Here is a 23,811-nt window from a genome sequence, read left to right as displayed (position 1 = left end):
GCGGAGCGGCGATATCCGTCACGCCTCCTTGTACCAGTCCGAAAGATCCCAGGTGTTGTTGTCCCAGCCGCTGATGCTTGCCTGGAGCTTCGAACCCATGGCGACCACGCCCGGGCGGGCGACGACGGGGATCACGACATAGTCGTTGATCACCATGTCATTGGCCTTGATGAACATCGCGGCGCGCTTCACAGGATCGACCTCCACCTGGGCCGCCTTGTAGTTGTCGTCGTATTCCTTGTTCTGCCAGCGGGTGATGTTGCGGCCCTGCCACTTGTTGGCCTTGGTCGCCACTTCCCACGAGCAGAACTGGTTCATGAACAGCTCGGGATCGGGCTGCGTCATGGTCGTCGTGTACATCTGCAGGTCGGTGTAGAAGTGCGTGTAGGTGTCGGGATTGGCGACATCGGACGAGAAGAATACCGACGCCGTCACCGCTTTCACCTCGATCTCGATGCCGGCCTTCTGGCACGCCTGCTTGACGATCGCCTGCGTCTTCTGGCGCGGCTGGTTGATCGAGGTCTGGTAGACGAACTTGAGCCTCTTTCCGTCCTTGGCGCGGACCCCGTCGGATCCCTTCTTCCAGCCGGCCTTCTCGAGAATCTCGGATGCCTTCTCGATATTGAACTCGTAGTGCGTGTTCTTGGAACGGAACTTCTCGGGGTTGTTGACGAAGTTCGCCGTCGCGATCCCGGTCCGACCGTAGATGTATTTCTGCACCGACTGCTTGTCGACCAGCATCGACAGCGCCTGCTTGACCGCAGGATCCGAGAGCGTGGGATGCTTCGTCTTGAGGCTCGACCGTTCGCCGTCGACCTCGGTCCAGGGATCGGTGTTGTTGAGTTGGATATGCTCGATGTTGCCGGTCTGCGAGATGACGACGTGGCCCTTCCCGCCCTTCTCGAGGCGCATGAGGATCTCGTCCTCGACTTGCATGTTCCAGGCGAAGTCGAACTCACCCGTCTGCAGCACGGCACGTGCGGCCGATACCGCGTCGCCACCGCCCTTCATCTCGATCGCGTCGAAATAGGGGCGGTTCTCCTGGTGATAGTCGGTGTTGATCTCGCCCCGCACGATGTCGCCCGGGCGGAATTCCTTGAACTTGTAGGGGCCGGTGCCAACCGGCTTGAGATTGGTCGGCGCCTCGCGCGATTTCGCCCCGCTGTAATCGGCAAACAGATGCTTGGGGATGATCATGCCGCGCGAGCCGACGAAGGCGTCCGCCCAGAACGGCGTCGGCTTGTCGAACTTGATCGTGATGGTGTGGTCGTCGACTTTCTCGACCATGATGTCCTTGTAGCTGGCGATCGTGACCGCCGCCGTGGCCGGGTCTTTCGCGTACTGCCAGTTGAAGATGACATCGTCGGCGGTGAAGGGCTTGCCGTCGTGCCAGGTGACCCCTTTCTTCAGCTTCCATGTCACCGACTTGCCGTCGGCCGCCAAGGTTCCGTCCTCGCGGCCGGGAATCGCCTCCGCCAGCACCGGCTTCAGGTTGCCATCGGGATCCCAGCCGGCCAGGGGCTCGTAGAATACCCGCGACCCGTCCTGGTCCTTGGTCCCCACGGCGAAGTGTGGATTGAGGAGTGTCGGCCCCTGCCACCACAATACCTTGAGGACCCCGCCCCCGCCGCGCTTGGTCGGCTTGTAGGTCGACGGGCTCTGAGCCATGGCCACGCCCGACAAGGCCAGAAGCTGCGTCGCCATCGGCGCCGTCAAGCCGACCGCCAGCATCTTCTGCACGAAGCCACGGCGGGAAAGGCCGCCCGACCTCACCTTGCCGATCAAACGGCGCAATTCACGTTCGTTCATAGCACACCCCATCCTCGAGCCGTCCCGCCCTGCGCTCTCGCTATGTTGCAAGATGCGTGCAATGCGCTATCAGAACAGCACTGGCGCACATCGTCAATGACGGTCCGGCCACAGTTGGCGCCGGGGACCGTGACGGACGGACGCGCTGGTCCGGCCGGACGAAACTCGATGAGGAGAGGTCAGGATGCGTCTCAAGGACAAGGTCACCCTCATCACCGGTGCGGCGAGCGGCATGGGAGCGGCGACCGCCCGGCTCTTCGCCCGGGAAGGCGCCCGGACCGTCTTCGTCACCGACCAGCTCGAGCGCGAAGGCACCGCCGTGGTCGCCGAGATCGAGAAGGCCGGGGGCAAAGCGGTCTTCCTGCCGCTCGACGTGACCCGGGAGGACCAGTGGCGCGCCGCCATCGGCCGCATAGAGGCGGCCGGCGGCGGATTGGACGTCCTGGTGAACAATGCCGGCATCAGCGGATCGGCCGAGCAGGATCTCTACGACACGCCGGCCTGGGAGCGCTTGATGGCGGTCAACGCCACCGGAGTCTTCCTGGGCATGAAGCATGGCATCGCGGCCATGAAGAAGACGGGCCGCGGCGGATCGGTGATCAACCTCTCCTCGATCTCGGGCCTCGTGGGGCAGGGCTATATCCATGTCGGCTACAATGCCTCCAAGGGCGCGGTGCGGCTCATCACCAAGGCGGGGGCGGCCCAGCACGGCAAGGATCGCATCCGCGTCAATTCGGTCCATCCCGGCCTGATGCCGCCGATGCGCACCTCCGGCCGTACGGCCGATCCCGAGATGCGGGCCAAGACCCTGAAGGGCGTGCCGCTCGGCCGCGCCGGCGAGGTCGACGAGGTGGCCTATGCCATCCTGTTCCTGGCTTCCGATGAATCCTCCTACGTGACGGGCGCCGAGTTGGTTGTGGACGGCGGCTGGACCGCCGTCTGACGGCCGGCCGATCCAGCGACAAGCTGGCCCTTTCGCCGCGGCGGGCGGCGGCCCATAGTTCGATCATGGATCGTGGACGCTCCCCGTCGGGCTGGCGCGCCTCGGCGTTGGCCGTGGCGCTGTTCGCGATCACGCTCAATTTCCTGCAGCCGCTTGCCCATGCCGCGCTGATGCGCGACGGACCGGCCACGACCCTGTGGAACGTCGTCTGCAGCGCCTCGGCCGCCGATCCCGACGCCGGTGACAAGAGCTCCCCACCCGCCACGATCGATTCACACGGCTGCTGCCTGGGTCTCGCCCACGCGATCGCGTTCGTCGCACCGCCGACGACGTTTGCCGTGGTGGCGCCGCCAAGCACCGCCACGGTCATCTTGCGGACCGCCGATCGGCTTACGGCCACCGGCATCCGCGACGGTCCGGGTCAACCACGCGCCCCGCCCTTCCTCGCCTGACACCTGAAGCCGCAACGCCCGAAAGGCGCTGCGATCGTTTGTCCGTCGAGGAAAAATCCATGTTGTCGTTCCGTGCGGCTGGTCTTGCCGCCTTCGCGGGCTTTGCCGTGGTCCCGGCGCCCGCCTATGCCCAGGAAGGGCCATCGAAGCCACCCGCCGAACCGCCAAGTTCGTCGCCACCGGTCGTCCTGCCGCCGGTGACCGTCAGTGCCGCGCGTGGCTCGGATCTCGAGAAGCTCGACGTCAGCACGACGGTCCTGTCGCGCCAGCAGATCCAGACGATGCCGGAAACAGGGGTCGACCAGATCGTCAACAGAATTCCCGGGGTCTGGACGCTCACCGTGCCGACCGGACAGCTTCATCCGACCGGGCAGCCCTTCAACATCCGCGGCTTCGGTTCGAGCACGACGATCAACACCCTGGTGATGGTCGATGGCGTGCCGATCAACGACCCCTATTTCCGCACCGTCGACTGGAGCGTCGTCTCCAAGGATTCGATCGACCGGATCGAGGTCATCCGCGGGGGCGGTGCGACCAGCCTGTGGGGCAACATGGCGATGGGGGGCGTCATCAACATCGTGACCCGCCAGCCGCACCGCACCGGGGCCTCCCTGGACGTCAACTACGGCAGCCATGACACGCTCCACGCCGATTCCAGCGGCTCCATCGTCCTCAACGATCGCGTCAAGGCGGGCCTCGCCTACAGCCATCAACAAAGCGCGGGCTACAACCTCACGCCGCCGCAGTACCGCAACGCCAACCTGGTGGCGACGGCGTCCAAGGTCGACAATGTCGCCTTCTCGACCTATCTCACCCCCAGCGACGACCTCTCCCTGTTCACCAAGGCCTACTACCACCAGGCCTACGAGGACGGGCTCGTCTGGTCGCTCGCCCACAATCAGTGGTCCAGCTACCGTCTGCTGGTGGGCGGCAGCTACAAGCTCGACGAGACGTCGGCGATCAACTTCAGCGGCTGGGCCGGCGGCGGTGTCTTCGGCACCATCAACGCCAGCAGCGGCTCCTACACGCTGAACAACGTCACCGCGCTCAACCAGTTCGTCAGCCAGACCGAGACCGCGCCCAACAGCAACCAGGGCGGATCGGTCTTCTACCAGCTCGACACCGAGCACATCAAAGACGTGAAGATCGGCGTCGATTTCCGCCGCATCCAGGTCACCGACAACATCAACCTGTTCGCCGGCGCCACAGCTCCCCCCTCGACCTTCGTCAATCGCGGCGAGCATCGGCTTGAGGGCATCTTCGCGCAGGGCACGTGGAGGCTGACCGCCATCCCCTTGGACGTCACGGTCGGCCTGCGCGGCGACTTCTACCAGGCGGTGAACGCCAGCCAGTTCGTGGCCAGCTCGGGCGCCACCAACATCATCCCCGATTCGAGCGCCGCGAGCTTCGACCCGCGCATCGGCTTCAAGTACTACGTCACCGACGAGCTCGTGCTGCGCGGCGCGGCCTATCGGAACTTCTCCGCGCCGGGCATGAACCAGATGTATCGCAGCTTTGCCGCCGGGACGAGCTTCACCACGACCAATCCCAACCTGAAGCCGATGACCAACACCGGCGAGGAAGTCGGCTTGGACTTCAATTGGCGGAACGTCAGCCTGTCGGCGACTTTCTTCAACAACGACCTCGAGAACTTCATCGACTTCACCAAGGTCTGCAACGCCAATGCCGCCTGCGCCGCCCCATTCGTCGCCGCGGCCGGCCTCGGGCCCGCCTTCACGACCGTCAATCAGTACAACAACATCGGCAACGCCAATTTCCGCGGCTTCGAGATCATCGCCGGCTGGCAGGTGCTGCCCGAGCTCAGGCTCAGCGCCAACCTCACGCAGACTACGGCCCAACTCACCAGCACGAACTTCCCCGCGCTTGCCTTCACGGGCGTGCAGCTCGGCCAGGTCCCAGGCTGGATGCTCAATCTTGGCGCCGAATGGCATCCGATCCCGGAACTGGCGCTCAACCTCAACCTGAAGTCGTTCCCTCCCTACTGGAACGACACGGGCCACACGCAGTTGAACGACGGTGCAACGCTGGTCGACCTCGGCGCCTCGTACACGATCAGGAAGGGTGTCGAGCTCTACGGCATCGTCCAGAACCTGTTCAACACCCAGTACCTGGCGCAAGGCTACACGCTCACCTCGTTCCAGGGGCCGGTGGTGAATGCGAGCGCCATTCCGACGCTCGGCATGCCGTTCACGATCGCAGGCGGCCTCCGGGCCTCGTTCTGACAGGAGATCGACGATGCGCAGACTTGTCGCCATCGCCCTCGCCGGCCTCTCGGTCGCCGGTACCGCCGCCGCGCAGCCTCACCAGCACGATATGGACGGCGCCATGGCTGGTGCGCACGAGGTCTTCACGGCTACCCCAGCCTTCGCTGCCGACGGCACGCTTTGGGTCGTGCGCGCCGAGTCCGACCGCGTCGTCGTGGCCAGGTCGGCCGATCTCGGAAAGACGTTCAGCACGCCGGTGTCTGTCACAGCCGGTCCGATCGATGTCGACTGGGGCCCGGACGCGCGTCCGCAGATCACGATCGACCACGCCGGCCATCTCGTCGTCAGCTACGCCGTCTTCAAGGACAAGCGCTTCAACGGCCGCGTCTACTACACGCGCTCGACCGACGGCGGCGTGTCATTTGCGCAACCGCGCCCGATCACGTCGGACGAGACCAGTCAGCGCTTCCAGGCGACGGCCATCGACGCCGATGGCAGGCTGTTCGCCGCCTGGCTCGACAAGCGCCATGCCGCGGCCGCCAAGGCAGCCGGCAAGACCTATGCCGGCGCCGCCCTTGCCTATGCCTGGTCGAACGACGACGGTGCCACCTTCACCGACGCCAGGATCGCCGCCGACGACACTTGCGAATGCTGCCGGCTGAGCGTCGCGTTCGCAGGTCCCGGCCGGCCGGCGGTTCTCTTCCGCAATATCTTCGAGGGTTCGGTCCGAGATCATGCGCTGATCACCTTCGCGAATCCGACCACACCCGGACCGCTGCGGCGCGTGAGCGTCGATGACTGGAAGATCGAGGCCTGTCCGCATCAAGGACCCAGCCTCGCCATCGCTCCGGACGGTTCCTACCATGCCGCCTGGTTCACCGACGGCAGCGCACGCCACGGCCTGTTCTATGCCCGCGCCGACACTGGCGATGCGCCCTTCGCGTCGCCGCGGGCGCTGTCGTCACCGGAGCGGCAGCCGGCGCGACCCAATCTTCTCGCCGACGGCAGGGCGCTGCGTCTCGTGTGGAAGGAGTTCGACGGCGAGCGCACGCGGGTCTGCTGGGAAGTCTCACGCGACAGCGGTCGAAGCTGGAGCGCGCCGCAGACCGTGGCGGAGACCGACGATGCCTCCGATCATCCGCTGCTCGTCGCCTACAAGGATCGCACGTATCTTTCCTGGCTCACCAAGAGCGACGGCTATCGGCTCATTCCCTTGGAGAACAAGCCATGAGAGTCCTGGCTCTCGCCGCCCTGCTCGCGGGCGCCATTGGCGTCGCCGCCACGACCGCATATGCGCGTGACCCGCTGCCGTTCGAGCGCGGAAGCTGGTCGAAGCTGCGCGCGGCGCATGCCGGCAAGCCGACGGTCGTCCATTTCTGGGGCCTGACCTGCGGGCCATGCCTCGTCGAGCTTCCCAATTGGGGAAAGCTGATGGCCGAGCGCAAGGACCTGACGCTGGTCCTGCTCGCCGCCGATCCGCTGCCGCAGCAATCCGGGCAGCTTGCCGCGACGCTCGACCGGGCCGGATTGGGATCTGCGGAAAGCTGGGCGTTCAGCGACCGCTTCTACGAGCGGCTGCGCTACGAGATCGATCCTGGCTGGGCGGGCGAGCTTCCCCGCACTGAGATGATCGACCGTGACGGCACGGTCACCGTGCTGCGCGGCGTTGCCGACCTCGCGAGAGTACGCGCCTGGCTCGATGCCCAGGCAGAACACCAACTTCCAGCAAAGAGGTAACCGACATGATGTCCTTCCGTCTCGCTCTCGTGGGCCTTCTGGTAGCGCTGCTGCCCGCCGTCGCCGCCGCCCACGACTACAAGCTCGGCGCACTCGAGATCAGCCAGCCCTGGGCGCGCGCCACGGCGACGACCGCGCCGACCGGCGGCGGCTATCTCACGATCACCAACGAGGGCACGACGCCCGACCGGCTGGTTTCCGCCAGCAGTCCGGCGGCCGACAGGGTGCAGATCCACGAGATGAAGATGGACGGCAACATCATGCGCATGCGCGAGGTCGAGCACGGGCTCGAGATTCCGCCCGGCGCCACGGTGAAGCTGGCGCCGGGCGGGCTTCACCTCATGATGATGGGCCTCAAGGGTCCGCTGAAGCAGGGCACACAGGTGCCGCTGACACTCACCTTCGAAAAGGCCGGCCGTATCGATGTCGAGCTCGCCGTCGGAAGCATGGGCGCCGCCCAGCCTCCGCACGGCATGTAAGGCTAGAAGAGCTGCACCGCGATCATGATCATGCCGACCACCGACACCGCCCAGGCGAGCGTGCGCAGCCAGGGGATGCCGATCAGGTAGATGATCGCGTGGGCGAGCCGCGCCCAGAAAAAGATCGCGGCTCCCGTCGCCGTCGCCGCGTTGGCCTTGCCGGCCGCGGCGGCGATCAGCACCAGCGCCGCGAACAGCACCAGGTTCTCGACCATGTTGAGATGCGCGCGCTTGGCGCGGCCGGCGAGGCCGGTCAGCTCGGGCACGTTGTCGCGATTGCCGGCGAGGGTCGAGAGGCCAACCTGTCCCTGGGCGGCCATGGCCGCGACCAGCACCTGGACGAACGCAAGCACTACCGAAAACAGAAGATACTTGAGATCAGGGCTCATGCGTTTCTCCCCTTACCTCGTTCCGAACAGGCGGTCGCCTGCATCGCCGAGGCCGGGAACAATATACCCGTGATCGTTGAGTTTCGCATCGATGGCGGCTGTGAACACCGGCACGTCGGGATGGACCTCAGCGAAGGTACGCGCGCCCTGCTCGGAACCCAGGATGCAGATGAACTTGATGCGCCTCGCGCCCGTCTCCTTCAGGCGATCGACCGCGGCGATCGCGGAATGGGCGGTGGCCAGCATCGGATCGCACACGATGACGTCGCGGTCGGAGATGTCGCCAGGGGTGCGGAAGTAATACTCCACCGCCTGCAGCGTGCGCGGATCGCGATAGAGGCCGACATGGCCCATGCGGGCGAGCGGCATCAGGTCGAGCAGGCCCTCGGCAAGGCCCAGCCCGGCGCGCAGGATCGGCACGATCACCAGCTTCTTGCCGTCGAGCAGCGGTGCGTCCATCGGCGCGATGGGAGTCTCGATATGCGTCTGCACCAGCGGCAGGTCGCGCGTGGCGTCGTAGCCCAGCAACAGCCCCATCTCGCGCAGCAACCGGCGGAAATTGGCGCTCGAGGTCTGCTTGTCACGCATCTTGGTGAGCTTGTGCTGCACCAGCGGATGCGACACGACATGGATCGAATGCGGCAAGGACATTGGTTCTCCCCAGCTTCAGAAAACGGTGCCGTCGCTTTCGACGGCGATCGGCGGGCCACCGCCTGCACGGCATTGGGCGGCGAGCCTGCGGCCGGCGAACCACGTGCCCGCCTCCAGCACCTTCACCAGCGGCAGGCGCGCAGCATCCATCCGCAGATGGATCCGCACATGCTCGGCGACACGGTCGAGCAGCGCCACGGTCAACGCCCGCCATTCCACGATCGGCTCGTCGCCCGGCGAGAAGGTCCTGCCCAGCAGTGCCGGCTGCTTGGGCCGGAGCGCGCCCGAATCCACCAGAAGGCCGCCGTTGCGATATTCCGGCAGGCCGGTCAGCGCATCGAGCTCGACCACTTTCAGTCCGGCGTCCTCGACGGGCTCGACCAGCGAATAGGACATCCATTGCGAGAGCTTGTGGAATGGCACGAGACCGACGACCGAATGCTGCCAGACATCGCCCAAGGGCTGGCCGTCGAGCGACAGCCGCGACGGCCAGATCGGCGAAAGCTCGTCCAGCACGGCGGCGAGAATGTCGGCGGCTCTCACCTTCCCGTTCTCCCTCGGCAGCATGTCGAAAAGGGCGCCCGGCCGTTCCAGGCCGACGCCGCCCAGCCTGCGCAGCAGCTCGGTGCGGCCTTCGAGGCCGATCAACGGATTGTGCGCCGTCACCTGGAAGCCGAGCGCGATGTCCATGGGCGTCAGCGCCGTCAATCGCTCGGCATCGACGCGCAGCGGGTCGCCCTTGGGGTCGCGGCTGAAGGCGCCCGACGCGAACATGTGGAAGCTCGCGACGCCGAGCCCCTCGGAGCGCGCGTAGGCCTCCCCCGTGCCCGGCTCGCGGTAGGACCAGGCAGGGCCCGCACCGGCATCGAGCAGGACCGAGACGATGGCAAGGTCCATGCGGCGCCGCGCCACCTCGTCCCTCGTCAGGCCCGCAAGCTTCGGGGCGAGCGTTGCCCAGCGGTCATGGCCGCCCGCCTCGAAATGCCGCCAGCGTGAATGGAAGGGAATGGCGGCCGGATTGGCGAACCGCTCGCGCGCGACGGCAAGCGTCGCCTGCACGGCCGCCTCGAGACCGTCGGCATCGAGGGCGAACCAGCGCGAGCGGCCGTCCTCGACATATTTGAGCATCTGACCCGCCCGCTCCCGGATCGCCGCCGGAGTGCGAAGATAAGCTATCGAATCGCTCATGCGGACCGCGGGCTTCCAGCCCGCTCATGAGGCGGGCCGGAAGCCCGCGGTCCAAAGATCATTCGGTCAGCCTCCGCCCCTTGGCCTTGGCGAGATCGGCGAGCGCGGGCTTGGTCAGCGTGAAGTAGCCGGCCGCTTTCTTGGCATCCATCTCGACCTGGGCGTCGGCGGGAATGAGGATGTCGGGAATCGGCACCTGCTCGACGATCTCGATGCCCTGCGCGCGCAGGGCGTCCGATTTCATGTTGCTCATCGACGCGAAGCGATCGATCCGCGCGATGCCGAGCCAGTGGAAGATGTCGGGCATCAGCTCCTGGAAGCGCATGTCCTGCACGCCGGCCACGCACTCGGTCCGATTGAAGTATTGCGCCGCCGAATCGCCCCCGGCCTGGCGTTTGCGGGCATTGTAGACCAGGAACTTGGTCACCTCCCCCAGCGCCCGGCCTTCCTTGCGATTGTAGACCACCACGCCGACGCCGCCCTTCTGGGCCATCTCGATGCAGATCTCGATGCCATGCGCGAGATAGGGTCGGCAGGTGCAGATGTCCGAGCCGAAGACGTCCGACCCGTTGCACTCGTCGTGGAGCCGGCAGGCGATCCTGGTCTCGGACCTGCCGAGCTTCGTCACGTCGCCGAAGAAGTAGATCGTCGAGCCGCCGATCGGCGGCAGGAAGATCTCGAGGTCGGAACGCGTGACGAGCTCGGTGTACATGCCGCCGGTGTGCTCAAACAGCGTCCGGCGCAGGTCGGTCTCCTTGACGCCGAAGCGCTCGGCGATGCCGGGCAGCCACCATACCGGCTCGACCGCCGCCTTGGTCACGCGCACATCGCCGTTCGGCATCAGCAGATCGTTGTCGGGCTTCAGCCGGCCGGCCGCGACGGCGTCCCGGATCTCGGGCATCTGCACGCGCGCCTTGGTGACGGCGATGGTCGGGCGAATGTCCCAGCCGGCCGCGAGCTTGTCGGCGAACACCTCGGCCACCATGTGCCCCCAGGGATCGAGCGACACGATCTTCCGGGGATCGAACCAGCTCTCGAACGGGCCGATCGGCTCGGCCGGCGAGGTATTGGTGAGATCGGGGCGGTGGCCGGGCTTCAGTTCCTGCGCCGCGATCGCGAGCGCGCGATAGATGCCGTAGCTCCCCGAATGCACGCCGATCGCGTTGCGCCTGGCCGGATCGGCCACCGTGCCGACCACCGGTCCGCGCAAGTCCGGATCGCGCGCACCCCAGTTCACCGGGGGAGCCGCCTGGCCGCCCTGGGAGGGGTGCGTGTTCAGTCTGATATGGGCCATATGCTTTCCTGATGCCAAAAGGCGGGAAAGCGAGGCATTCTAGGCGTTGTGGATGAATAAAGGAAGAATCCGCTAAGGCCTTAAGCTCAAAAGGTTTGCGGCCGCGATGCAGGAGAAGACCATGCCAGACAGCCATGCCACCGCCAAGCCGGAGATCGTGAATCATCTCGGTCCGGACTCCTTCAAGCCCGACGGGCTGAGGCCCTTCTTCGAGTACCGGCCGCTCGGCCTCGACAAGCTGACGGGCGGCAAGGTGGGCGCCCATGTGATCCGCGCCAAGCCGGGTCATCATGCCGACGCGCCGCGCCACACGCATGCGTTGAGCTTCCAGTTCGTCTACGTGCTGAAGGGCTGGGCCATCTTCGAGTACGAAGGCTATGGCGAGCACAAGCTAATGGCCGGCTCGACCGTCTACCAGCCTCCGGGCATCAAGCACAAGGAGATCGCCCACTCCGACGATTTCGAGGTGCTCGAGATCACCATGCCAGCGGAGTTCGAGACTGCGACCGCCGAGTAGCGCTTCGTTCATGAGGCTGGCTCTGTCGGTCGGGCTGGCGCTGCTGTTGTCCCTGTGCCCGGCGTTCGCCGCCGATCCGGCGCCGCAGCCCGCGCCCAAGGCGAGGCCGATCTTCTTCCCCAAGGGCTCGACCGGCGGCACCGTCGGCGGCCACGTGCTGCGCGGCAACCGCGACCTCTATTCGCTCGCCGCCGCCAAGGGACAGTTGCTCACTGTCACCATCACCGCGCCGGACGGCAATGCCGTGTTCCAGATCTACGAGCCTGGGACCAAGGTCCAGCGCGACCCCGACGGCGTGCTGGAGATCATTGGCAAGGCGCTGCCTGCGGCCGACGACGGCGACGACGCCACGCGCTGGAGCGGCCGTCTGCCCCGCACCGGCACCTACCTGATCGTCATCGGCAGCACACGCGGCAATGCCCGCTATAGCATCGACGTGAAAGTGGAGTAGCGGAGCGGCCCCCCTTTGGCGGATGAAATCTCGCTTCCCTCTCCCCATATAGCCCCTCCCTTCCCGGAGGTTTCGATGCCGCTCGACGACGCCCGTCCGCCAGATGACAGCTCCCTACTCGACGCCTACTCGCATGCGGTGATCTCGGTCGTGGACCGCGTCGGCCCGGCGGTGGTGCGCGTCGAGCGGCTGGCCGAGGCTGGACGGCCGACTGGCGGCACCGGGTCCGGCGTGGTGATCGCGGGTGACGGGCTGGTGCTCACCAACTCGCACGTCGTGGGCGGTGGGACGCGCATGCGGCTCACCTTCGCCGAGGGCACCAGCCGCGAGGCGCGCGTGATGGGCGATGATCCCGACACCGATCTCGCACTGCTGCGCACCGACCTGCCGGCCGGCACGCCGGCTGCCGTGCTGGGCGATTCCAAGGCGCTGCGGCGCGGTCAGCTCGTGGTGGCGATCGGCAATCCGCTCGGCTTCGAATCGACGGTGACGGCGGGCGTGGTATCGGCGCTCGGCCGATCCCTGCGCGCCACGTCTGGCCGGCTGATCGACGACGTGATCCAGACCGACGCCGCGCTCAATCCCGGCAATTCGGGCGGTCCGCTGGTGTCCAGCACCGGCGAGGTGGTGGGCATCAACACCGCCATGATCGCTCGCGCCCAGGGCATCTGCTTTGCCGTGGCGTCGAACACGGCGGTGGTGACGGTGAGCGAGTTCATCGCTCATGGGCGCGTTCGCCGCGCCCATATCGGCATCGCCGCCGAGACCGTGCCGCTGCCGCGCCGCATCGGCCTTGCCACGGGCGCCGGCAGGCGCGCCATCCGCATCAGCGAGGTGGTGCCGGGCGGTCCGGCGGCTGCCGCGGGCCTGCTGGCAGGCGACCTGATCCTGTCGCTCGATGGCATCGCCGTCGAAGGAGCGGACGATCTCGTGCGGCTGCTGAACGCGTCACGGATCGGCAAGGAGACGGTCGTCTCCGTCCTGCGCGGCGGCGTGGTCGAGACGCGCACGCTGATCCCGGTCGAGAGACAGCCGCGGAAGTGAGCGTCATCCCCTGCCCACTCACGTCAGTGGGCTACCGTCGGACAGCGATCGCCACCAGCCGGCGGCCATGGTGAATGATGCCGTCGGCGGTCATCAGGCCCTGCAGGCGCTGGCGGATGGCGGTGCGGGCGCGGGCCTTCAGCTCGGGCGGCAGATGGCCCAGGAAATTGCCGAAGGAGCTGGCTTCGGAGAAGCGGATCGCCGCCTCCGGCGAAGGCCACATGCGCGTGCTCTCGCGCACCTCGATCAGCGAGGCCGAGAAGCCCGTCATCTCGAAGAAGGCGCGCATCTCCTCGGCATCGACCGGGAAGGTGAGCTGCGCACGCGGCCGCGGGAAGCGGTCGAACGGCGGCTCGGCCAGCACCCTGCTCGCGATCTGGTGCATGCGGGTGCGATGGCCCTTCAGCACCGTGCCGATGCCGACACGTCCGCCCGGCCGCAGCACGCGCGCGCACTCGAGCAGCGGCCGGGTCTTTTCGGGGAACCAGTGGAACACCGCGTTCATGATCACGACATCCAGCGAGGAGTCCGCCAGCATGTCGAGGTGATAGGCGTCGCCCACCTCGAAGGAGAGGTTGTCACGCCGCTTGCTGCGCGCGAGCTCGATACGCAGCGGCAGGGGATCGATGCCCACCACCTTGCCCTGCGGACCGACGATGTCGGCAATGTGCTCCGCCAGAAGGCCCGTGCCACAACCCAGATCGAGCACGCGTTCGCCCGGGAGGATGCCGAGATCCGCCGCCAGCCGCTGACCCGACTGGAACTGGCGCGTGGCGCTGATCCGCTCGTAGTCGCGCGCCAGCTCGTCGCTGTCGAGCGCGAGCGACGGTGCGCCGACCAGACCAAGGTTTCCCGCCCTCATGCCATCCCTCCCTTCGGTGCGCATTGTAGGGTGCGACAGCTCTGGAGGCGCAGCGCATTTGTCGCGATACTGACATGTCACCAAGGAAAGGCAGCCGGCGGACATGCGTGTGGAGATTCTGTGCACGGGCGACGAGATCCTGACCGGCAAGACCGTCAACACCAACTACGGCCACATCGCCCGCCGCCTCGTCGAGGTGGGGCTGGACGTCCATTGGGGCACGACCGTCGGCGATGACCGAGCCAGCCTTCTGACCGCCTTCCGCCAGGCCGCGGCGCGCGCCGATGCAGTGATCGTGAACGGCGGACTCGGCCCGACTGTCGACGATCTCAGCCAGGAGGTGGCCGCCGAGGCCTGCGGCGTGCCGCTGGTGCTGAGCGAGCACTGGCTGCAGCGTATGACCGAGTCCTACGCCCGCCGCGGGCGGGTGATGCCGGTCAACAACAAGAAGCAGGCGATGCTGCCCGAGGGAGCAGAGCTGATCGACAATCCGATCGGCACGGCCTGCGGCTTCGCCGTCACCATCGGCAAGGCGCGTTTCTTTTTCACCCCAGGCGTGCCACGCGAGATGCGGCGCATGCTGGACGAGCAGGTGATCCCCCGACTCTTGAAGCTCGGCGGCATCACCGGCGTCACGCGGCTGAAGCGTTTCCACACCTTCGGCATCGGCGAGTCGCGCGCCGACGAGATGCTGGCCGGCATCCCCGGCCTCGCCATCGACGGCGAGATCAAGCTCGGCTTCCAGGCTCACTATCCCGAGCTCGAGACCAAGCTCGCCGTGCGCGGCGCCGATGCCGAGGATCTGGTGCGCAAGCTCGCTCCGGTCGAGGCCGAGGTGCGGCGTCGCCTCGGCAACTTCGTGGTGGCCGAGGACGATCAAACGCTGGAAGGCGGGCTGGTCGCCGCTCTGGTCGCGGGCGGTCATACGCTCTCCGTGGCCGAGACCTTCACCGGCGGTGCGATCGCTGCCCGCCTGTCGCCGCTGCCCGGAGCGGAAATGGTTTTCAAGCGCGGCACGATCACGCGCATGTTACCGGCGGGTGGCGCCTCCAAGGAGGCGGCCGTTCGGGTCGCGACCGGGTTACGCCAGGAGAGCGGTGCAAGCCATGCGTTGGCCGTTCTGATGCAGCTCGACGAGGGCGCCGACAGGCCTGATTTCGGTGCCACGATCTTCGTCGCCATTGCCGATTCGGCCGGCACGGTCGCGCGGCAGGCCCGTCTGGTGGGTGGCCGCGACTGGGTTCGCATCGGTACCGCCGAGCTTGGCCTCGACTGTCTGCGCCGCCATCTCGGCGACCTCCCCGTCGACGAACGCATCGACTTCGAGCGGCGCTGACATTGACTCGGGTTTTTTCCTGGCCCTGAATTGCACACAAGAGTTGGAGGAATTGGCCGTGTTCCTGAAGAACTGCTGGTACGTCGCGGCGTGGTCCTACGAGCTGATCGACGGCAAGCTCCTGGCGCGCACCATCTGCGATCAGCCGATCGTCTTCTACAAGAGCGAGAGCGGCAAGGTCGTGGCGCTGGAAGACCGCTGCTGCCACCGCGGTGCCAGGCTGTCGAAGGGCCGGCGCGAGGGCGAATGCCTGCGCTGCATGTATCACGGGCTGAAGTTCGACGCCGACGGGATGTGCATCCAGATCCCGGGCCAGGATACGATCCCGCCCAAGCTCGGCGTGCGCAGCTTTCCCGTGCTCGAGCGCGACCAGCTCATCTGGGTGTGGATGGGCGACAGGGAGAAAGCCGATCCGGCGAAGATCGTCGACTTCCCCTATCTGCGCGATCCCGGCTGGCGCGGCATCCCAGACTATCTTCATTACAAGGCGAACTATCTCTTCATCGTCGACAATCTCAGCGACTTCGCGCACCTCGCCTTCGTCCACACCAATACGCTGGGCGGCTCGGAGGAATATGCCTACAAGACCAAGCCGGCCGAGATCGAGAAGGCGGACTGGGGATTCCGGGTCAGGCGCGGGCATATGAACGCCGCTCCGCCGCCCTTCCATCGCAAGGTCGTGAAGAACGACGACCCGGTCGACCGCTGGAACGTGGGCACCATGTACATTCCCGGAATCTTCTTCCTCGAGACCGGCTTCTCGCCGGCCGGCATGGGCGTGAACGGCAGCGTCAGCAACAGCGCCAAGCAGTATCGCAACTGCCAGTTCATCACGCCCGAGACCGAGCGCACCACGCACTTCTTCTGGAACTACCTGCACAACTACGATCTGCACGATCCCGACATCGCGCGCTCGCTGCACGACAGCATGGTCGAGGGCTTCCTGGAGGACAAGGCGATCATCGAGGACCAGCAGGTGGTCGTCGACGTCGATCCCGACTTCAAGATGCTGGCGATCCGCGCCGACGCACCGCTCGCTCATTTCCGCTGGACCCTGAACAAGCGGATCGCCGACGAGCAGCGGCAGTAGTCTCCCTGGCGCATCCTCGCATACGTGAGCGCAACTGGAGTTGCGCGTTCCAATGAACTCAAAGGAGCGCGCCACCAACAAGAAACAAAATCAGCCGCCAACCAGTGTCGTGTCATCCCGAGCGGAGCGAGGGATCTTTCGCGACGCCGACCAAAGATCCCTCGCTCCGCTCGGGATGACACAGCCTTACCAAAAAAGCACTTGCTCGTTCCCGAGGGTCTGCCCTTGGCCGGTGAGCTCCAGTGGCGCGATTTATTGCGGCGCGCTCCTATGAAAGATCCGGCCAGCGCTTCACGAGCGCGGCGACGAGGTCGTCGAGGCGGGCGGCGAGTATCCGTTCGCCCTTGAACGCAGTGGCGCGCGTCGGATCGCCGGTCGCGCCGGTGGCCTCGAACGGACCGTCGAGCGCGAGCTTGTCCAGGCGCACGCTGCGCGGCTCGAGCGCCAGCACGACCGAAGTCTCACGCTCGTCGGCATGACCGCCTTCCCTCTTTTCGATCAGCGCCTCGGCCGACCGCCCCATGAGGCGCATATGCAGGACGAGCACGTCGTCGAAGGCCGCCGCGATCTCATCGAGCGGCTTCTCGGTCGAGACGCCGGTGTTGAGGAGCGCGACGCGGCGCGCACCCTGCGCCGCGAGGCCAGCGATCAGTTCGCCCACGACCGCCTTGAAGGTGTCGGCGCCGAGATGCTGGCTGCCGGCGAACGAGCTGAAGGCCGGATAGAAGCCCAGGCCCAGCACAGGTGCGGCGATCACCGGCAAGCGCTCGATCAGCGCTTGGGCGAGCGCCCGCGCCGTCAGGGCATCCGTCTTGAGCGGCAGGTGCGGGCCGTGTGCCTTGGCAGCGGCGCCGACCGGGATAACCACCACCGGATCGGCCGCGAACCACGCCTTCGCCTCGGGCCAGGCAAGGTCCTCGAGCCACACGCCTTTCATCGCCTTACGACTGCCATGGCAGCTTCACCGGATAGCGCGGCCGATTGGCGGGCCCCATGACGATCATCTTGCGCCACTCGGCGTCAGGCGCCTTGTCGTCGTAGACGATACGGCCCTTCGCCTCGGTCACGCCAAGCCGCTTCCAGAGCGCTGCGAGGTCGACCGGCTCCCGCGCCGCGTAGTGACGCCGTACCAGCTCGCTCATCACGTTGCTGCCCGTCGCCTGGTCGCAGGCGGCGGCGAAGCCCTGGACAGTCACGCGCGTTGTGGCATCGAGCCCGCTCCACAGGACGCCGCCCAGGCAATCCTCCAGCCCCTTGGCGCCGCCGGTCGCGCGGCGGATGCCGAGATCGGCCAACAGCATGAAGATCGCGCCGCCCCAGTAGTTCTGCTGGCCCACCGCGTTCATGAGGCCGGCATCAAAGACGGCCACACCGCGCGGCATGTTCTCGATCCACTCCTTCCAGACCTCGTCCTCGGTCTTCCAGCCGGCGCGGGCGCGGATGATGGGTTCGACGTAGGTTGCCGCGCCTTCCATCAGCCATGTGCCGCGTCCTTCGACGTAGGGCATTCCGGTATGGATCAGCTCGTGCACCAATGTCCATTGATCGTAGAGGCGGCGCTTGTCGACCTGCCGGCCCACCTCGAGCATGATGGTGGCGCCGCCACCCGACACGGTACGGCCGAAGCCGACGCTGCGCGCCATGTCCATCGGAACGATTGCGAGCATCAGCCGGTCAGCGGTGAAGCCGCGCCAGTAATTCGCTTCCGCCTCGGCCGTGCGCCGCACCCAGTCGGCGAGATCATCGCGGCCCTGCTCCGAGAACCCGTCGAGCATCGCAAGGCGGAGCACGCCCTCCTTTCTCGCCTGTCCGGGACGCAGCGAGCCGGGCGCCGGCACGGGGATCTCCTGCAGCGCAAACTTGCCCAATGCGGCGTAGCCCGCAAAGCGCACCGGCGTTCCCTGCAGCCGCCAGGCGTCGCCCATCCTGGTCAGGCCGGAGGCGAAGGAAAGCCCATCGGCCGCTTTCACGCGGATGTCGATCACAGGCAGACGGGAAAAGCCGCGCGGTTCCAGCAGCCAGCCTTCGAGCAGCGCGAGCACGCCATCGCCGCGCGCAATGGCGATGGTGGGCGAGTCGACATCCCGCGCATAGGCCATCAGATCGAAGCGATAGCGCAGCTCGACCCTGCCATTCGATGGCTCGATCTGCCATGCGCCAGCCGACCGCCGCAGCGACCGGCCGCCGCCATCGGCAACGCCAATTATGTGCGCCGTCGCCGCTTCGCCGGCTGTCCGGAAGGTGATGGGCGAGTCGGACCGGCAGCGATAGTCGACGGCGATTTTCAGGCCGCCCTCGGCCCCGAGACCGACATCGGCCGCGCAGTCGGGCGGCGACGCGGGCTGCGCCTGCGCCGGCACTGCGATCGGAAGCGGCAGAAGAAGGGCCAGCAAGGCCGGCAGGCGTCCGAGCATGCCGCACGCTAGCATGCGGCCGACGGGCGCGCCCTACACGTTGCGGCGAGCGATCGCCTTGCCGGCGATATAGCCGAAAGTGAGACAAGGACCGATGGTGGTGCCGGCGCCGACCGCCTTCGTGCCAATGGGACTGGCCATGGCGATGCCGGCGCAATAAAGGCCGCCGATCACGCTCCCGTCCGGACGCAGCACCTCGCAATGGCGATTGGTACGCGTGCCGCCCTTGGTACCGAGGCTGACGTAGAGAAAGGGCGCCGCATGAAACGGCGGCTTCTCGAGCGTCGCCAGCGCGCGGTCCTTCGTATAGTACCGCTCCCACGCGGTCTCGCCGCGATGGAAATCGCGGTCGACACCCTCCTTCGACCAGCCGTTGAAGCGCTCCACCGTCGCCCTCAGCACCTGCGGGTCGAGGCCGATCTTGTTTGCGAGCGCCTCGATCGTATCGGCGGTGCGCACGAACGCCGGATCCTTGGCCGCGTACATCGTCGACAGCCGATTGACGTAGCGCGAATCGAAGATGCGCCAGACCGGGATGTGCTTCGGCTTGCCGTCCGGTCCGCGCTCGTCGATCGCCGCGCCCAGCGCCGGACTGCCTTCGCTCACGAACCGCCTGCCCTCGCGGTTCACCAGGATGCAGTGTGGCGCATAGGTCTCGTAGAGCGGTTGCGCATGCCGCTGGCCTTCGTATCGCGTGAAGGTCGCCGGCGCGATGTTGGACTGATCCATGTGCGCGAGCGCCGCCCCGACCTCGGCCGCCATGCGCTGCCCGTCGCCGGTGTTGGTGCGCGGTGCGCCGATGAGCTCGATGCCCGGGAAGTATCGAGGCATATAGTCAGAGGACCAGTCGAAGCCGCCGGTCGCCAGCACCACACCCTTGCGAGCATGGAAGCTGGTACGCTTGCCGTCGACTATCGCCTCCACCCCGGTGACGCTGCCACCGTCGAGAACGAGCCTCCTCACATCGGCGTTGAGCAGGATACGGCAGTGGTGGCTCAGGCATCCGCTCGTCAGGCCAACGATCAATCCATTGCCGAGCCCCACCTGCCCTGCGGCCACGCGCCAGACAAGCGACGGGCCGAGCTTGAGCACGGCACGCACGGGGTCCTTCAGCACGCCGTCGACCATCTCCTTGTAGGTGAAGAACTGCGGCTTCACCGACTTGCGCACGCGGTTCCACCACCTTCCAAGCCTGTAACGGCTGATCAAGGTCGGAGAGACCATGCGGCCGAAAAGCTTGCCGCCCGGAGCCTCGACGTAGAAGTCGGGATGGTTGACCAGTTCGAAGACCAGCGGCGTGTGGTCCTCGATGAAACGCAGCATGGGCGCCGAGCTCTCGGCCAGCGCCCGCCACAGCTCGTCCTCGGTCTCCTGCCAGCCAGGCGGCGCCGTCGCGCGCAGATAGGTGAGGGTCTCGTCGGGAGAATCCTCGATGCCCGCCGCCAGCATATGATGGTTGGCCGGAACCCAGGTGCCGGCGGCCGACATCGCCGTCGTGCCGCCAAGCACGTTGGCCTTTTCGAGCACGAGCACCGCCGCCCCGTCGACCGACGCCGCCAGGGCAGCCGACAGGCCGGCCGCACCCGACCCGACAACGACCACGTCCCATTCGGTGTCACGCATTGCGCGCCCATATCCGCCGCCACAGCGGCGCGAACAGGCTGGCAAGCCCCTCCATGCTGAAGCGCATCAGCACGATCACCACCAGCGCGAAGATCGCGAGATTCCATTCGCCGTATTTCTGCAGGTAGGTCATGATCATCTGCACCGGCGCCGCGCCGATCACCGGCCCCAGAAACGTTCCAAAGCCACCGATCACAACCATGATCACGATCTTGGCCATCTCGCTGAAGTCGATCATCTGGGGGCTCAGAAGCACGATGAAGTGACCGTAGAACGCGCCGGCAAGACCGGCGATCGCGCTCGAGATCGAGAAGACAGTGATCTTCACGCGCGTCGTGTCGATGCCCAGGCTCTTGGCCCGCAACTCGTCGTCCTTGATGGCACGCATGAAATAGCCGAGCGGCGAATCGATCAAGGCCCGGAGGCCGACCAGCACCACGGCCGTCAGGACGAGGAACGTGAAGTAGTACGGCAGCGGATCGACATTGCCGTACAACGGCTTCACCGACAGCCCCAGCTCGCCGCGGGTGAACTGGTAGTCTGCCGTGAGGTAGATGTGCACCGTCTCGGCAAAGGCCCAGGTCGCAATGGCGAGATAGATCGCGCGCATGCGCAGCACCAGACGGCCGAGGACGAGGCCGAACAGGGCGGACACCGCCACGCCTGCCGGAATGCCGATCCAGGCCGGTATGCCGTAGTGGTAACCCAGCAGGCCCGAGGTGTAGGCGCCGATCGCGGCAAAGGCATGATGGGCGAGCGAGAACTGGCCGGTGTAGCCCGCCAGCAGATTCCAGCTCGAGGCCAGGATCACATAGTAAAGACTGATGGTGAGGACATGTAGCGCGAAGCTGCCCGCCACCAGCGGCGCGAAGGCGAACAAGAGCGCGGTCGCCCCGATTGCGATCAGCGATCGCCGGAAGCTCGGCGGAAAGGCGAACGGCGCGCTCATCCCAGGAGACACTCCTGGATCAGCTCGCGCACGCGTGCCTCGGCGAACTCGGCGACCGGTCCGGCCGCCTTCACCGTGCCGAGATTCATCATCACCACCTCCTCGGCATGGCGCAGCGCGTCGGAAACGTTCTGGTCCACCAGCAGGATGGTGGTCGGGATCGCCCTTCGTGCCGTCTGCAGGAGCTCGTAGACCTGCTCGGCGAGGTTGGGCGCAAGGCCCACGGTCGGCTCGTCGACCAGCATCAGCCTGGGCTCGGTGATCATCTCCCGCGCCACCGACAGCATGCGCCCCTGCCCGCCGCTCAGGCCGCCGGCCTTGTCGCGCCGCCGCTCGGCCAGCGCCGGAAAGATCTCGTAGACCCGCGCAATCCGCGCCCTGAGCCGCGCCACGTCGTGGCGGATCGTCCAGCCGCCGACACGCAGGTTCTCCTCGACGGTGAGATGCGGGAAGGTGTTCAGCTCCTGCGGCACGTAGCTGACACCGAGCCGCTTCACCTCGTGCGGCGCAAGGCCCGCGATGGCCTGCCCGCCGAGCGAGATGGCGCCGCGATGCGGCGCCAACAGACCGAACACCGTCTTGAGCAGGGTCGACTTGCCGGCGCCGTTCGGGCCGATCACCAGCACGAAGCCGCCGACGGGCACTTTCAGGGACATGCCCTGCAGGATGTCGACGCCGCTCTGATAGGCGGCATGGATGTCGTCGACGGCAAGCAGCGTCGCGCTCATTCCAGCGCTTTCCCGAGATAGCCCGCGATCACGGCCGGCAGGCGCGCCACCTCGTCGAGCGTGCCCTGCGCCGCCACACGGCCCTCCATCATCACCGTGACCTGGCGGCAGAGGCGGCGGACGATCGCCATCTCGTGGCTCACCACCAGGAAGGTGGCGCCGTACTGCCGGTTCACGTCCAGGATCATGTCGATGATGGCGTCCTTGATCACCGGATTGATGCCGGCGAACGGCTCGTCGAGCACGTAGCAGGTGCCGGGGACCATGAAGCCGCAAGCCATCTGCAGGAGCGCACGCTGGCCGCCCGACAGCTTCTTGGCCTGCGTGTCGGCAAGCGGGCCGAGCCTGGTGAGAGCGATCATGCTCTCGGTCTGCGCCGTGCCGTCGCCGGCCTCGCGGTCGCGCCGGGCGAGGAAGGCGGTCATCAGGTTCTCGCGCACAGTCATGTTGCCGAACAGCCGCGTCACCTGGAAGGACCGGACGAGGCCGAGTCGGGCGATCTCGTGCATGCCGCGGCCGCGCAGGCTCTGCCCGCCGAGCTTCACCTCGCCCGCGTCGGGCGGATGAACGCCCGTGACGAGATTGACCAGGGTCGTCTTGCCGGCACCGTTGGGCCCGATCAGGCCGCGGATCTCGCCCGACTGGACGGCCAGAGACACGTCGTTGTTTGCCAGCAAGCCGCCGAAGCGCTTGACGAGGCCGATCGTCTCGAGCGCCGGTTCCATCACGCCTCGCGACCCCGCTCGCCGAACAGGCCGGTCGGACGAAGCACCAGGATCAGCAACACCAGGGCGAAGCCGTAGATGTTCTGGTAGGCCGAATCGATGAAGGCCGCACCGAACGACTCGATCAGCCCGAGCAGCACGCCGGCGATCAGCGCGCCGGGAATCGAGCCGAGACCGCCGATCACCACGATCTCGAAGCCCTTCACCGTGGTGATCAGGCCGTTGGTCGGATAGACCAGGAACACCGGCGCCAGCAGCGCGCCGGCAAGACCCGCGAGCGCGACACCGATGCCGAAGGCGATGCGATCGACGCCGAGCACGTCGATGCCCGCCGTCTGCACGCCGACCCGGCTCTGCGACGTCGCCCGCAGCGCCAGCCCGTACCAGCTATAGCGCAGCAGCAGGTAGAAAAGCGCGAGCGCCACCAGCGCGAACACGAACGCCGCCAGACGCGCCCCGGCCATGGGCATGGGCCCGACCATGACGACCGGCAGGTTGGAGCCCGGCGAGAACTGGTTGGGCCCGGCAAGGCCGGTGGCGAGGCTGCGCAGCAGCAGCAGCAGGGCGAGCGTCACGACGGTGGAATAGTCGTCGCGGGCCTCGGGCGGCTTGCGGAAGATCGGTTTCAGAAGGCTCCATTGCACGACGAGGCCGAAGGCAAAGACGCCGGCGGCCGAGATCGGGATGGCGAGCCACCACAGGTCCGGCCCCAGCAGGAACGCCACCAGCGCGTACTGCAGGTAGCTGCCGATCATGTAGAACTCGCCCATCGCCCAGTTGATCATGCGCATGATCGAGTAGATGAACGTGATCCCGAGCGCCATCAGGGCGTAGAGCACGCCGATCATCACCCCCGAGATGAACGTCTGGACGACGAGCTCGGTCGAGAACATCCGTCTGTCGCG

At 66.7% G+C, this 23,811-nt stretch carries 24 protein-coding genes; 11 read left to right on the top strand and 13 right to left on the bottom strand.

Annotation, left to right across the window (positions count from 1 at the left end; genetic code table 11):
• Nucleotides 1-18 precede the first annotated feature (18 nt).
• A complete protein-coding gene (locus OJF58_RS17145; protein WP_300778932.1) occupies nt 19-1,809 on the bottom strand; it encodes a peptide ABC transporter substrate-binding protein in 1,791 nt (596 codons plus the stop codon).
• 184 nt (nt 1,810-1,993) lie between these two features.
• Here OJF58_RS17145 and OJF58_RS17140 point away from each other — a divergent pair, with 184 nt between their 5' ends.
• The 6 genes from OJF58_RS17140 to OJF58_RS17115 all read left to right on the top strand — a co-directional run bounded on the left by OJF58_RS17140 (nt 1,994) and on the right by OJF58_RS17115 (nt 7,645).
• Nucleotides 1,994-2,752: a glucose 1-dehydrogenase gene (locus OJF58_RS17140; RefSeq protein ID WP_300778931.1), complete on the top strand. Its 759-nt coding sequence runs from the start codon at nt 1,994-1,996 to the stop codon at nt 2,750-2,752.
• Between the two features lie 65 nt (nt 2,753-2,817).
• Nucleotides 2,818-3,204: a DUF2946 family protein gene (locus tag OJF58_RS17135; protein ID WP_300778930.1), complete on the top strand. Its 387-nt coding sequence runs from the start codon at nt 2,818-2,820 to the stop codon at nt 3,202-3,204.
• Between the two features lie 59 nt (nt 3,205-3,263).
• The gene (locus OJF58_RS17130; RefSeq protein WP_300778929.1) at nt 3,264-5,447 is read left to right on the top strand and encodes a TonB-dependent receptor; all 2,184 of its coding nucleotides are present in this window, start codon (nt 3,264-3,266) and stop codon (nt 5,445-5,447) included.
• Between the two features lie 13 nt (nt 5,448-5,460).
• Nucleotides 5,461-6,660 carry a sialidase family protein gene (locus OJF58_RS17125; RefSeq protein WP_300778928.1) on the top strand — a complete coding sequence of 400 codons (1,200 nt, stop codon included), beginning with the start codon at nt 5,461-5,463 and terminating at the stop codon, nt 6,658-6,660.
• Nucleotides 6,657-7,166: a TlpA family protein disulfide reductase gene (locus OJF58_RS17120; protein ID WP_300778927.1), complete on the top strand. Its 510-nt coding sequence runs from the start codon at nt 6,657-6,659 to the stop codon at nt 7,164-7,166. Before OJF58_RS17125 ends, OJF58_RS17120 begins: the two co-directional genes overlap by 4 nt.
• 5 nt (nt 7,167-7,171) lie before the next feature.
• On the top strand, nt 7,172-7,645 hold the full coding sequence (locus tag OJF58_RS17115; protein WP_300778926.1) for a copper chaperone PCu(A)C: 474 nt from the start codon (nt 7,172-7,174) through the stop codon (nt 7,643-7,645).
• Between the two features lie 2 nt (nt 7,646-7,647).
• On the opposite strand, the gene OJF58_RS17110 is transcribed toward OJF58_RS17115, so the two are convergent.
• Genes OJF58_RS17110 through OJF58_RS17095 form a run of 4 tightly spaced genes read right to left on the bottom strand, consistent with a single transcriptional unit; the run spans nt 7,648 to nt 11,167 of the window.
• Nucleotides 7,648-8,034: an MAPEG family protein gene (locus OJF58_RS17110; RefSeq protein ID WP_300778925.1), complete on the bottom strand. Its 387-nt coding sequence runs from the start codon at nt 8,032-8,034 to the stop codon at nt 7,648-7,650.
• Between the two features lie 12 nt (nt 8,035-8,046).
• Complete coding sequence (gene upp / locus OJF58_RS17105) at nt 8,047-8,685, bottom strand: uracil phosphoribosyltransferase (protein ID WP_300778924.1); 639 nt, start codon at nt 8,683-8,685, stop codon at nt 8,047-8,049.
• 15 nt (nt 8,686-8,700) lie between these two features.
• On the bottom strand, nt 8,701-9,873 hold the full coding sequence (locus OJF58_RS17100; RefSeq protein ID WP_300778923.1) for a URC4/urg3 family protein: 1,173 nt from the start codon (nt 9,871-9,873) through the stop codon (nt 8,701-8,703).
• A 58-nt stretch (nt 9,874-9,931) separates the two neighbouring features.
• Nucleotides 9,932-11,167, bottom strand: coding sequence for a GTP cyclohydrolase II (locus tag OJF58_RS17095; protein ID WP_300778922.1), 1,236 nt, complete (start codon nt 11,165-11,167; stop codon nt 9,932-9,934).
• A gap of 121 nt (nt 11,168-11,288) precedes the next feature.
• Here OJF58_RS17095 and OJF58_RS17090 point away from each other — a divergent pair, with 121 nt between their 5' ends.
• The 3 genes from OJF58_RS17090 to OJF58_RS17080 all read left to right on the top strand — a co-directional run bounded on the left by OJF58_RS17090 (nt 11,289) and on the right by OJF58_RS17080 (nt 13,179).
• On the top strand, nt 11,289-11,684 hold the full coding sequence (locus OJF58_RS17090; RefSeq protein WP_300778921.1) for a cupin domain-containing protein: 396 nt from the start codon (nt 11,289-11,291) through the stop codon (nt 11,682-11,684).
• A gap of 10 nt (nt 11,685-11,694) precedes the next feature.
• Nucleotides 11,695-12,135: a hypothetical protein gene (locus OJF58_RS17085; protein ID WP_300778920.1), complete on the top strand. Its 441-nt coding sequence runs from the start codon at nt 11,695-11,697 to the stop codon at nt 12,133-12,135.
• A gap of 75 nt (nt 12,136-12,210) precedes the next feature.
• Complete coding sequence (locus tag OJF58_RS17080) at nt 12,211-13,179, top strand: trypsin-like peptidase domain-containing protein (protein ID WP_300778919.1); 969 nt, start codon at nt 12,211-12,213, stop codon at nt 13,177-13,179.
• A gap of 31 nt (nt 13,180-13,210) precedes the next feature.
• Here the strand turns inward: OJF58_RS17080 and OJF58_RS17075 are convergent, their stop codons facing one another.
• A complete protein-coding gene (locus OJF58_RS17075) occupies nt 13,211-14,041 on the bottom strand; it encodes a methyltransferase domain-containing protein (RefSeq protein WP_300778918.1) in 831 nt (276 codons plus the stop codon).
• Between the two features lie 103 nt (nt 14,042-14,144).
• Between OJF58_RS17075 and OJF58_RS17070 the strand changes: the two genes are divergently transcribed.
• Both OJF58_RS17070 and OJF58_RS17065 read left to right on the top strand, forming a co-directional pair.
• A complete protein-coding gene (locus OJF58_RS17070) occupies nt 14,145-15,377 on the top strand; it encodes a CinA family nicotinamide mononucleotide deamidase-related protein (RefSeq protein WP_300778917.1) in 1,233 nt (410 codons plus the stop codon).
• A gap of 58 nt (nt 15,378-15,435) precedes the next feature.
• Nucleotides 15,436-16,467, top strand: a complete 1,032-nt coding sequence (locus OJF58_RS17065) for an aromatic ring-hydroxylating dioxygenase subunit alpha (RefSeq protein ID WP_300778916.1) — start codon at nt 15,436-15,438, stop codon at nt 16,465-16,467.
• A 268-nt stretch (nt 16,468-16,735) separates the two neighbouring features.
• Here OJF58_RS17065 and OJF58_RS17060 read toward each other — a convergent pair whose 3' ends face one another.
• From OJF58_RS17060 to OJF58_RS17030, 7 genes are read right to left on the bottom strand one after another with little or no spacing between them, the layout of a single operon-like run.
• Entirely contained in the window at nt 16,736-17,395 is a 660-nt protein-coding gene (locus tag OJF58_RS17060) for a creatininase family protein (protein WP_300778915.1), read from the bottom strand.
• Nucleotides 17,396-17,408: 13 nt separating this feature from the next.
• The gene (locus OJF58_RS17055; RefSeq protein ID WP_300778914.1) at nt 17,409-18,881 is read right to left on the bottom strand and encodes a hypothetical protein; all 1,473 of its coding nucleotides are present in this window, start codon (nt 18,879-18,881) and stop codon (nt 17,409-17,411) included.
• A 33-nt stretch (nt 18,882-18,914) separates the two neighbouring features.
• Nucleotides 18,915-20,504 carry an FAD-dependent oxidoreductase gene (locus OJF58_RS17050; RefSeq protein WP_300778913.1) on the bottom strand — a complete coding sequence of 530 codons (1,590 nt, stop codon included), beginning with the start codon at nt 20,502-20,504 and terminating at the stop codon, nt 18,915-18,917.
• On the bottom strand, nt 20,497-21,453 hold the full coding sequence (locus tag OJF58_RS17045; protein WP_300778912.1) for a branched-chain amino acid ABC transporter permease: 957 nt from the start codon (nt 21,451-21,453) through the stop codon (nt 20,497-20,499). The genes OJF58_RS17050 and OJF58_RS17045 overlap by 8 nt, the downstream gene beginning before the upstream one ends.
• Nucleotides 21,450-22,181: an ABC transporter ATP-binding protein gene (locus tag OJF58_RS17040; protein ID WP_300778911.1), complete on the bottom strand. Its 732-nt coding sequence runs from the start codon at nt 22,179-22,181 to the stop codon at nt 21,450-21,452. Before OJF58_RS17040 ends, OJF58_RS17045 begins: the two co-directional genes overlap by 4 nt.
• A complete protein-coding gene (locus tag OJF58_RS17035; RefSeq protein WP_300778910.1) occupies nt 22,178-22,906 on the bottom strand; it encodes an ATP-binding cassette domain-containing protein in 729 nt (242 codons plus the stop codon). The genes OJF58_RS17040 and OJF58_RS17035 overlap by 4 nt, the downstream gene beginning before the upstream one ends.
• Nucleotides 22,906-23,799: a branched-chain amino acid ABC transporter permease gene (locus OJF58_RS17030; RefSeq protein ID WP_300778909.1), complete on the bottom strand. Its 894-nt coding sequence runs from the start codon at nt 23,797-23,799 to the stop codon at nt 22,906-22,908. The genes OJF58_RS17035 and OJF58_RS17030 overlap by 1 nt, the downstream gene beginning before the upstream one ends.
• Nucleotides 23,800-23,811: the final 12 nt, after the last annotated feature.

This window comes from Enhydrobacter sp. (assembly GCF_030246845.1).
Lineage (GTDB): Bacteria > Pseudomonadota > Alphaproteobacteria > Reyranellales > Reyranellaceae > Reyranella.
This window is presented reverse-complemented; position numbering and strand designations above follow the sequence as displayed.

Bases quoted from the DNA above. Each gene is read 5' to 3' on its own strand.
- OJF58_RS17145 (WP_300778932.1), bottom strand. From the start codon at position 1,809: ATGAACGAACGTGAATTGCGCCGTTTGATCGGCAAGGTGAGGTCGGGC.
- OJF58_RS17140 (WP_300778931.1), top strand. From the start codon at position 1,994: ATGCGTCTCAAGGACAAGGTCACCCTCATCACCGGTGCGGCGAGCGGC.
- OJF58_RS17135 (WP_300778930.1), top strand. From the start codon at position 2,818: ATGGATCGTGGACGCTCCCCGTCGGGCTGGCGCGCCTCGGCGTTGGCC.
- OJF58_RS17130 (WP_300778929.1), top strand. From the start codon at position 3,264: ATGTTGTCGTTCCGTGCGGCTGGTCTTGCCGCCTTCGCGGGCTTTGCC.
- OJF58_RS17125 (WP_300778928.1), top strand. From the start codon at position 5,461: ATGCGCAGACTTGTCGCCATCGCCCTCGCCGGCCTCTCGGTCGCCGGT.
- OJF58_RS17120 (WP_300778927.1), top strand. From the start codon at position 6,657: ATGAGAGTCCTGGCTCTCGCCGCCCTGCTCGCGGGCGCCATTGGCGTC.
- OJF58_RS17115 (WP_300778926.1), top strand. From the start codon at position 7,172: ATGATGTCCTTCCGTCTCGCTCTCGTGGGCCTTCTGGTAGCGCTGCTG.
- OJF58_RS17110 (WP_300778925.1), bottom strand. From the start codon at position 8,034: ATGAGCCCTGATCTCAAGTATCTTCTGTTTTCGGTAGTGCTTGCGTTC.
- upp (WP_300778924.1), bottom strand. From the start codon at position 8,685: ATGTCCTTGCCGCATTCGATCCATGTCGTGTCGCATCCGCTGGTGCAG.
- OJF58_RS17100 (WP_300778923.1), bottom strand. From the start codon at position 9,873: ATGAGCGATTCGATAGCTTATCTTCGCACTCCGGCGGCGATCCGGGAG.
- OJF58_RS17095 (WP_300778922.1), bottom strand. From the start codon at position 11,167: ATGGCCCATATCAGACTGAACACGCACCCCTCCCAGGGCGGCCAGGCG.
- OJF58_RS17090 (WP_300778921.1), top strand. From the start codon at position 11,289: ATGCCAGACAGCCATGCCACCGCCAAGCCGGAGATCGTGAATCATCTC.
- OJF58_RS17085 (WP_300778920.1), top strand. From the start codon at position 11,695: ATGAGGCTGGCTCTGTCGGTCGGGCTGGCGCTGCTGTTGTCCCTGTGC.
- OJF58_RS17080 (WP_300778919.1), top strand. From the start codon at position 12,211: ATGCCGCTCGACGACGCCCGTCCGCCAGATGACAGCTCCCTACTCGAC.
- OJF58_RS17075 (WP_300778918.1), bottom strand. From the start codon at position 14,041: ATGAGGGCGGGAAACCTTGGTCTGGTCGGCGCACCGTCGCTCGCGCTC.
- OJF58_RS17070 (WP_300778917.1), top strand. From the start codon at position 14,145: ATGCGTGTGGAGATTCTGTGCACGGGCGACGAGATCCTGACCGGCAAG.
- OJF58_RS17055 (WP_300778914.1), bottom strand. From the start codon at position 18,881: ATGCTCGGACGCCTGCCGGCCTTGCTGGCCCTTCTTCTGCCGCTTCCG.
- OJF58_RS17050 (WP_300778913.1), bottom strand. From the start codon at position 20,504: ATGCGTGACACCGAATGGGACGTGGTCGTTGTCGGGTCGGGTGCGGCC.
- OJF58_RS17045 (WP_300778912.1), bottom strand. From the start codon at position 21,453: ATGAGCGCGCCGTTCGCCTTTCCGCCGAGCTTCCGGCGATCGCTGATC.
- OJF58_RS17040 (WP_300778911.1), bottom strand. From the start codon at position 22,181: ATGAGCGCGACGCTGCTTGCCGTCGACGACATCCATGCCGCCTATCAG.
- OJF58_RS17035 (WP_300778910.1), bottom strand. From the start codon at position 22,906: ATGGAACCGGCGCTCGAGACGATCGGCCTCGTCAAGCGCTTCGGCGGC.
- OJF58_RS17030 (WP_300778909.1), bottom strand. From the start codon at position 23,799: ATGTTCTCGACCGAGCTCGTCGTCCAGACGTTCATCTCGGGGGTGATG.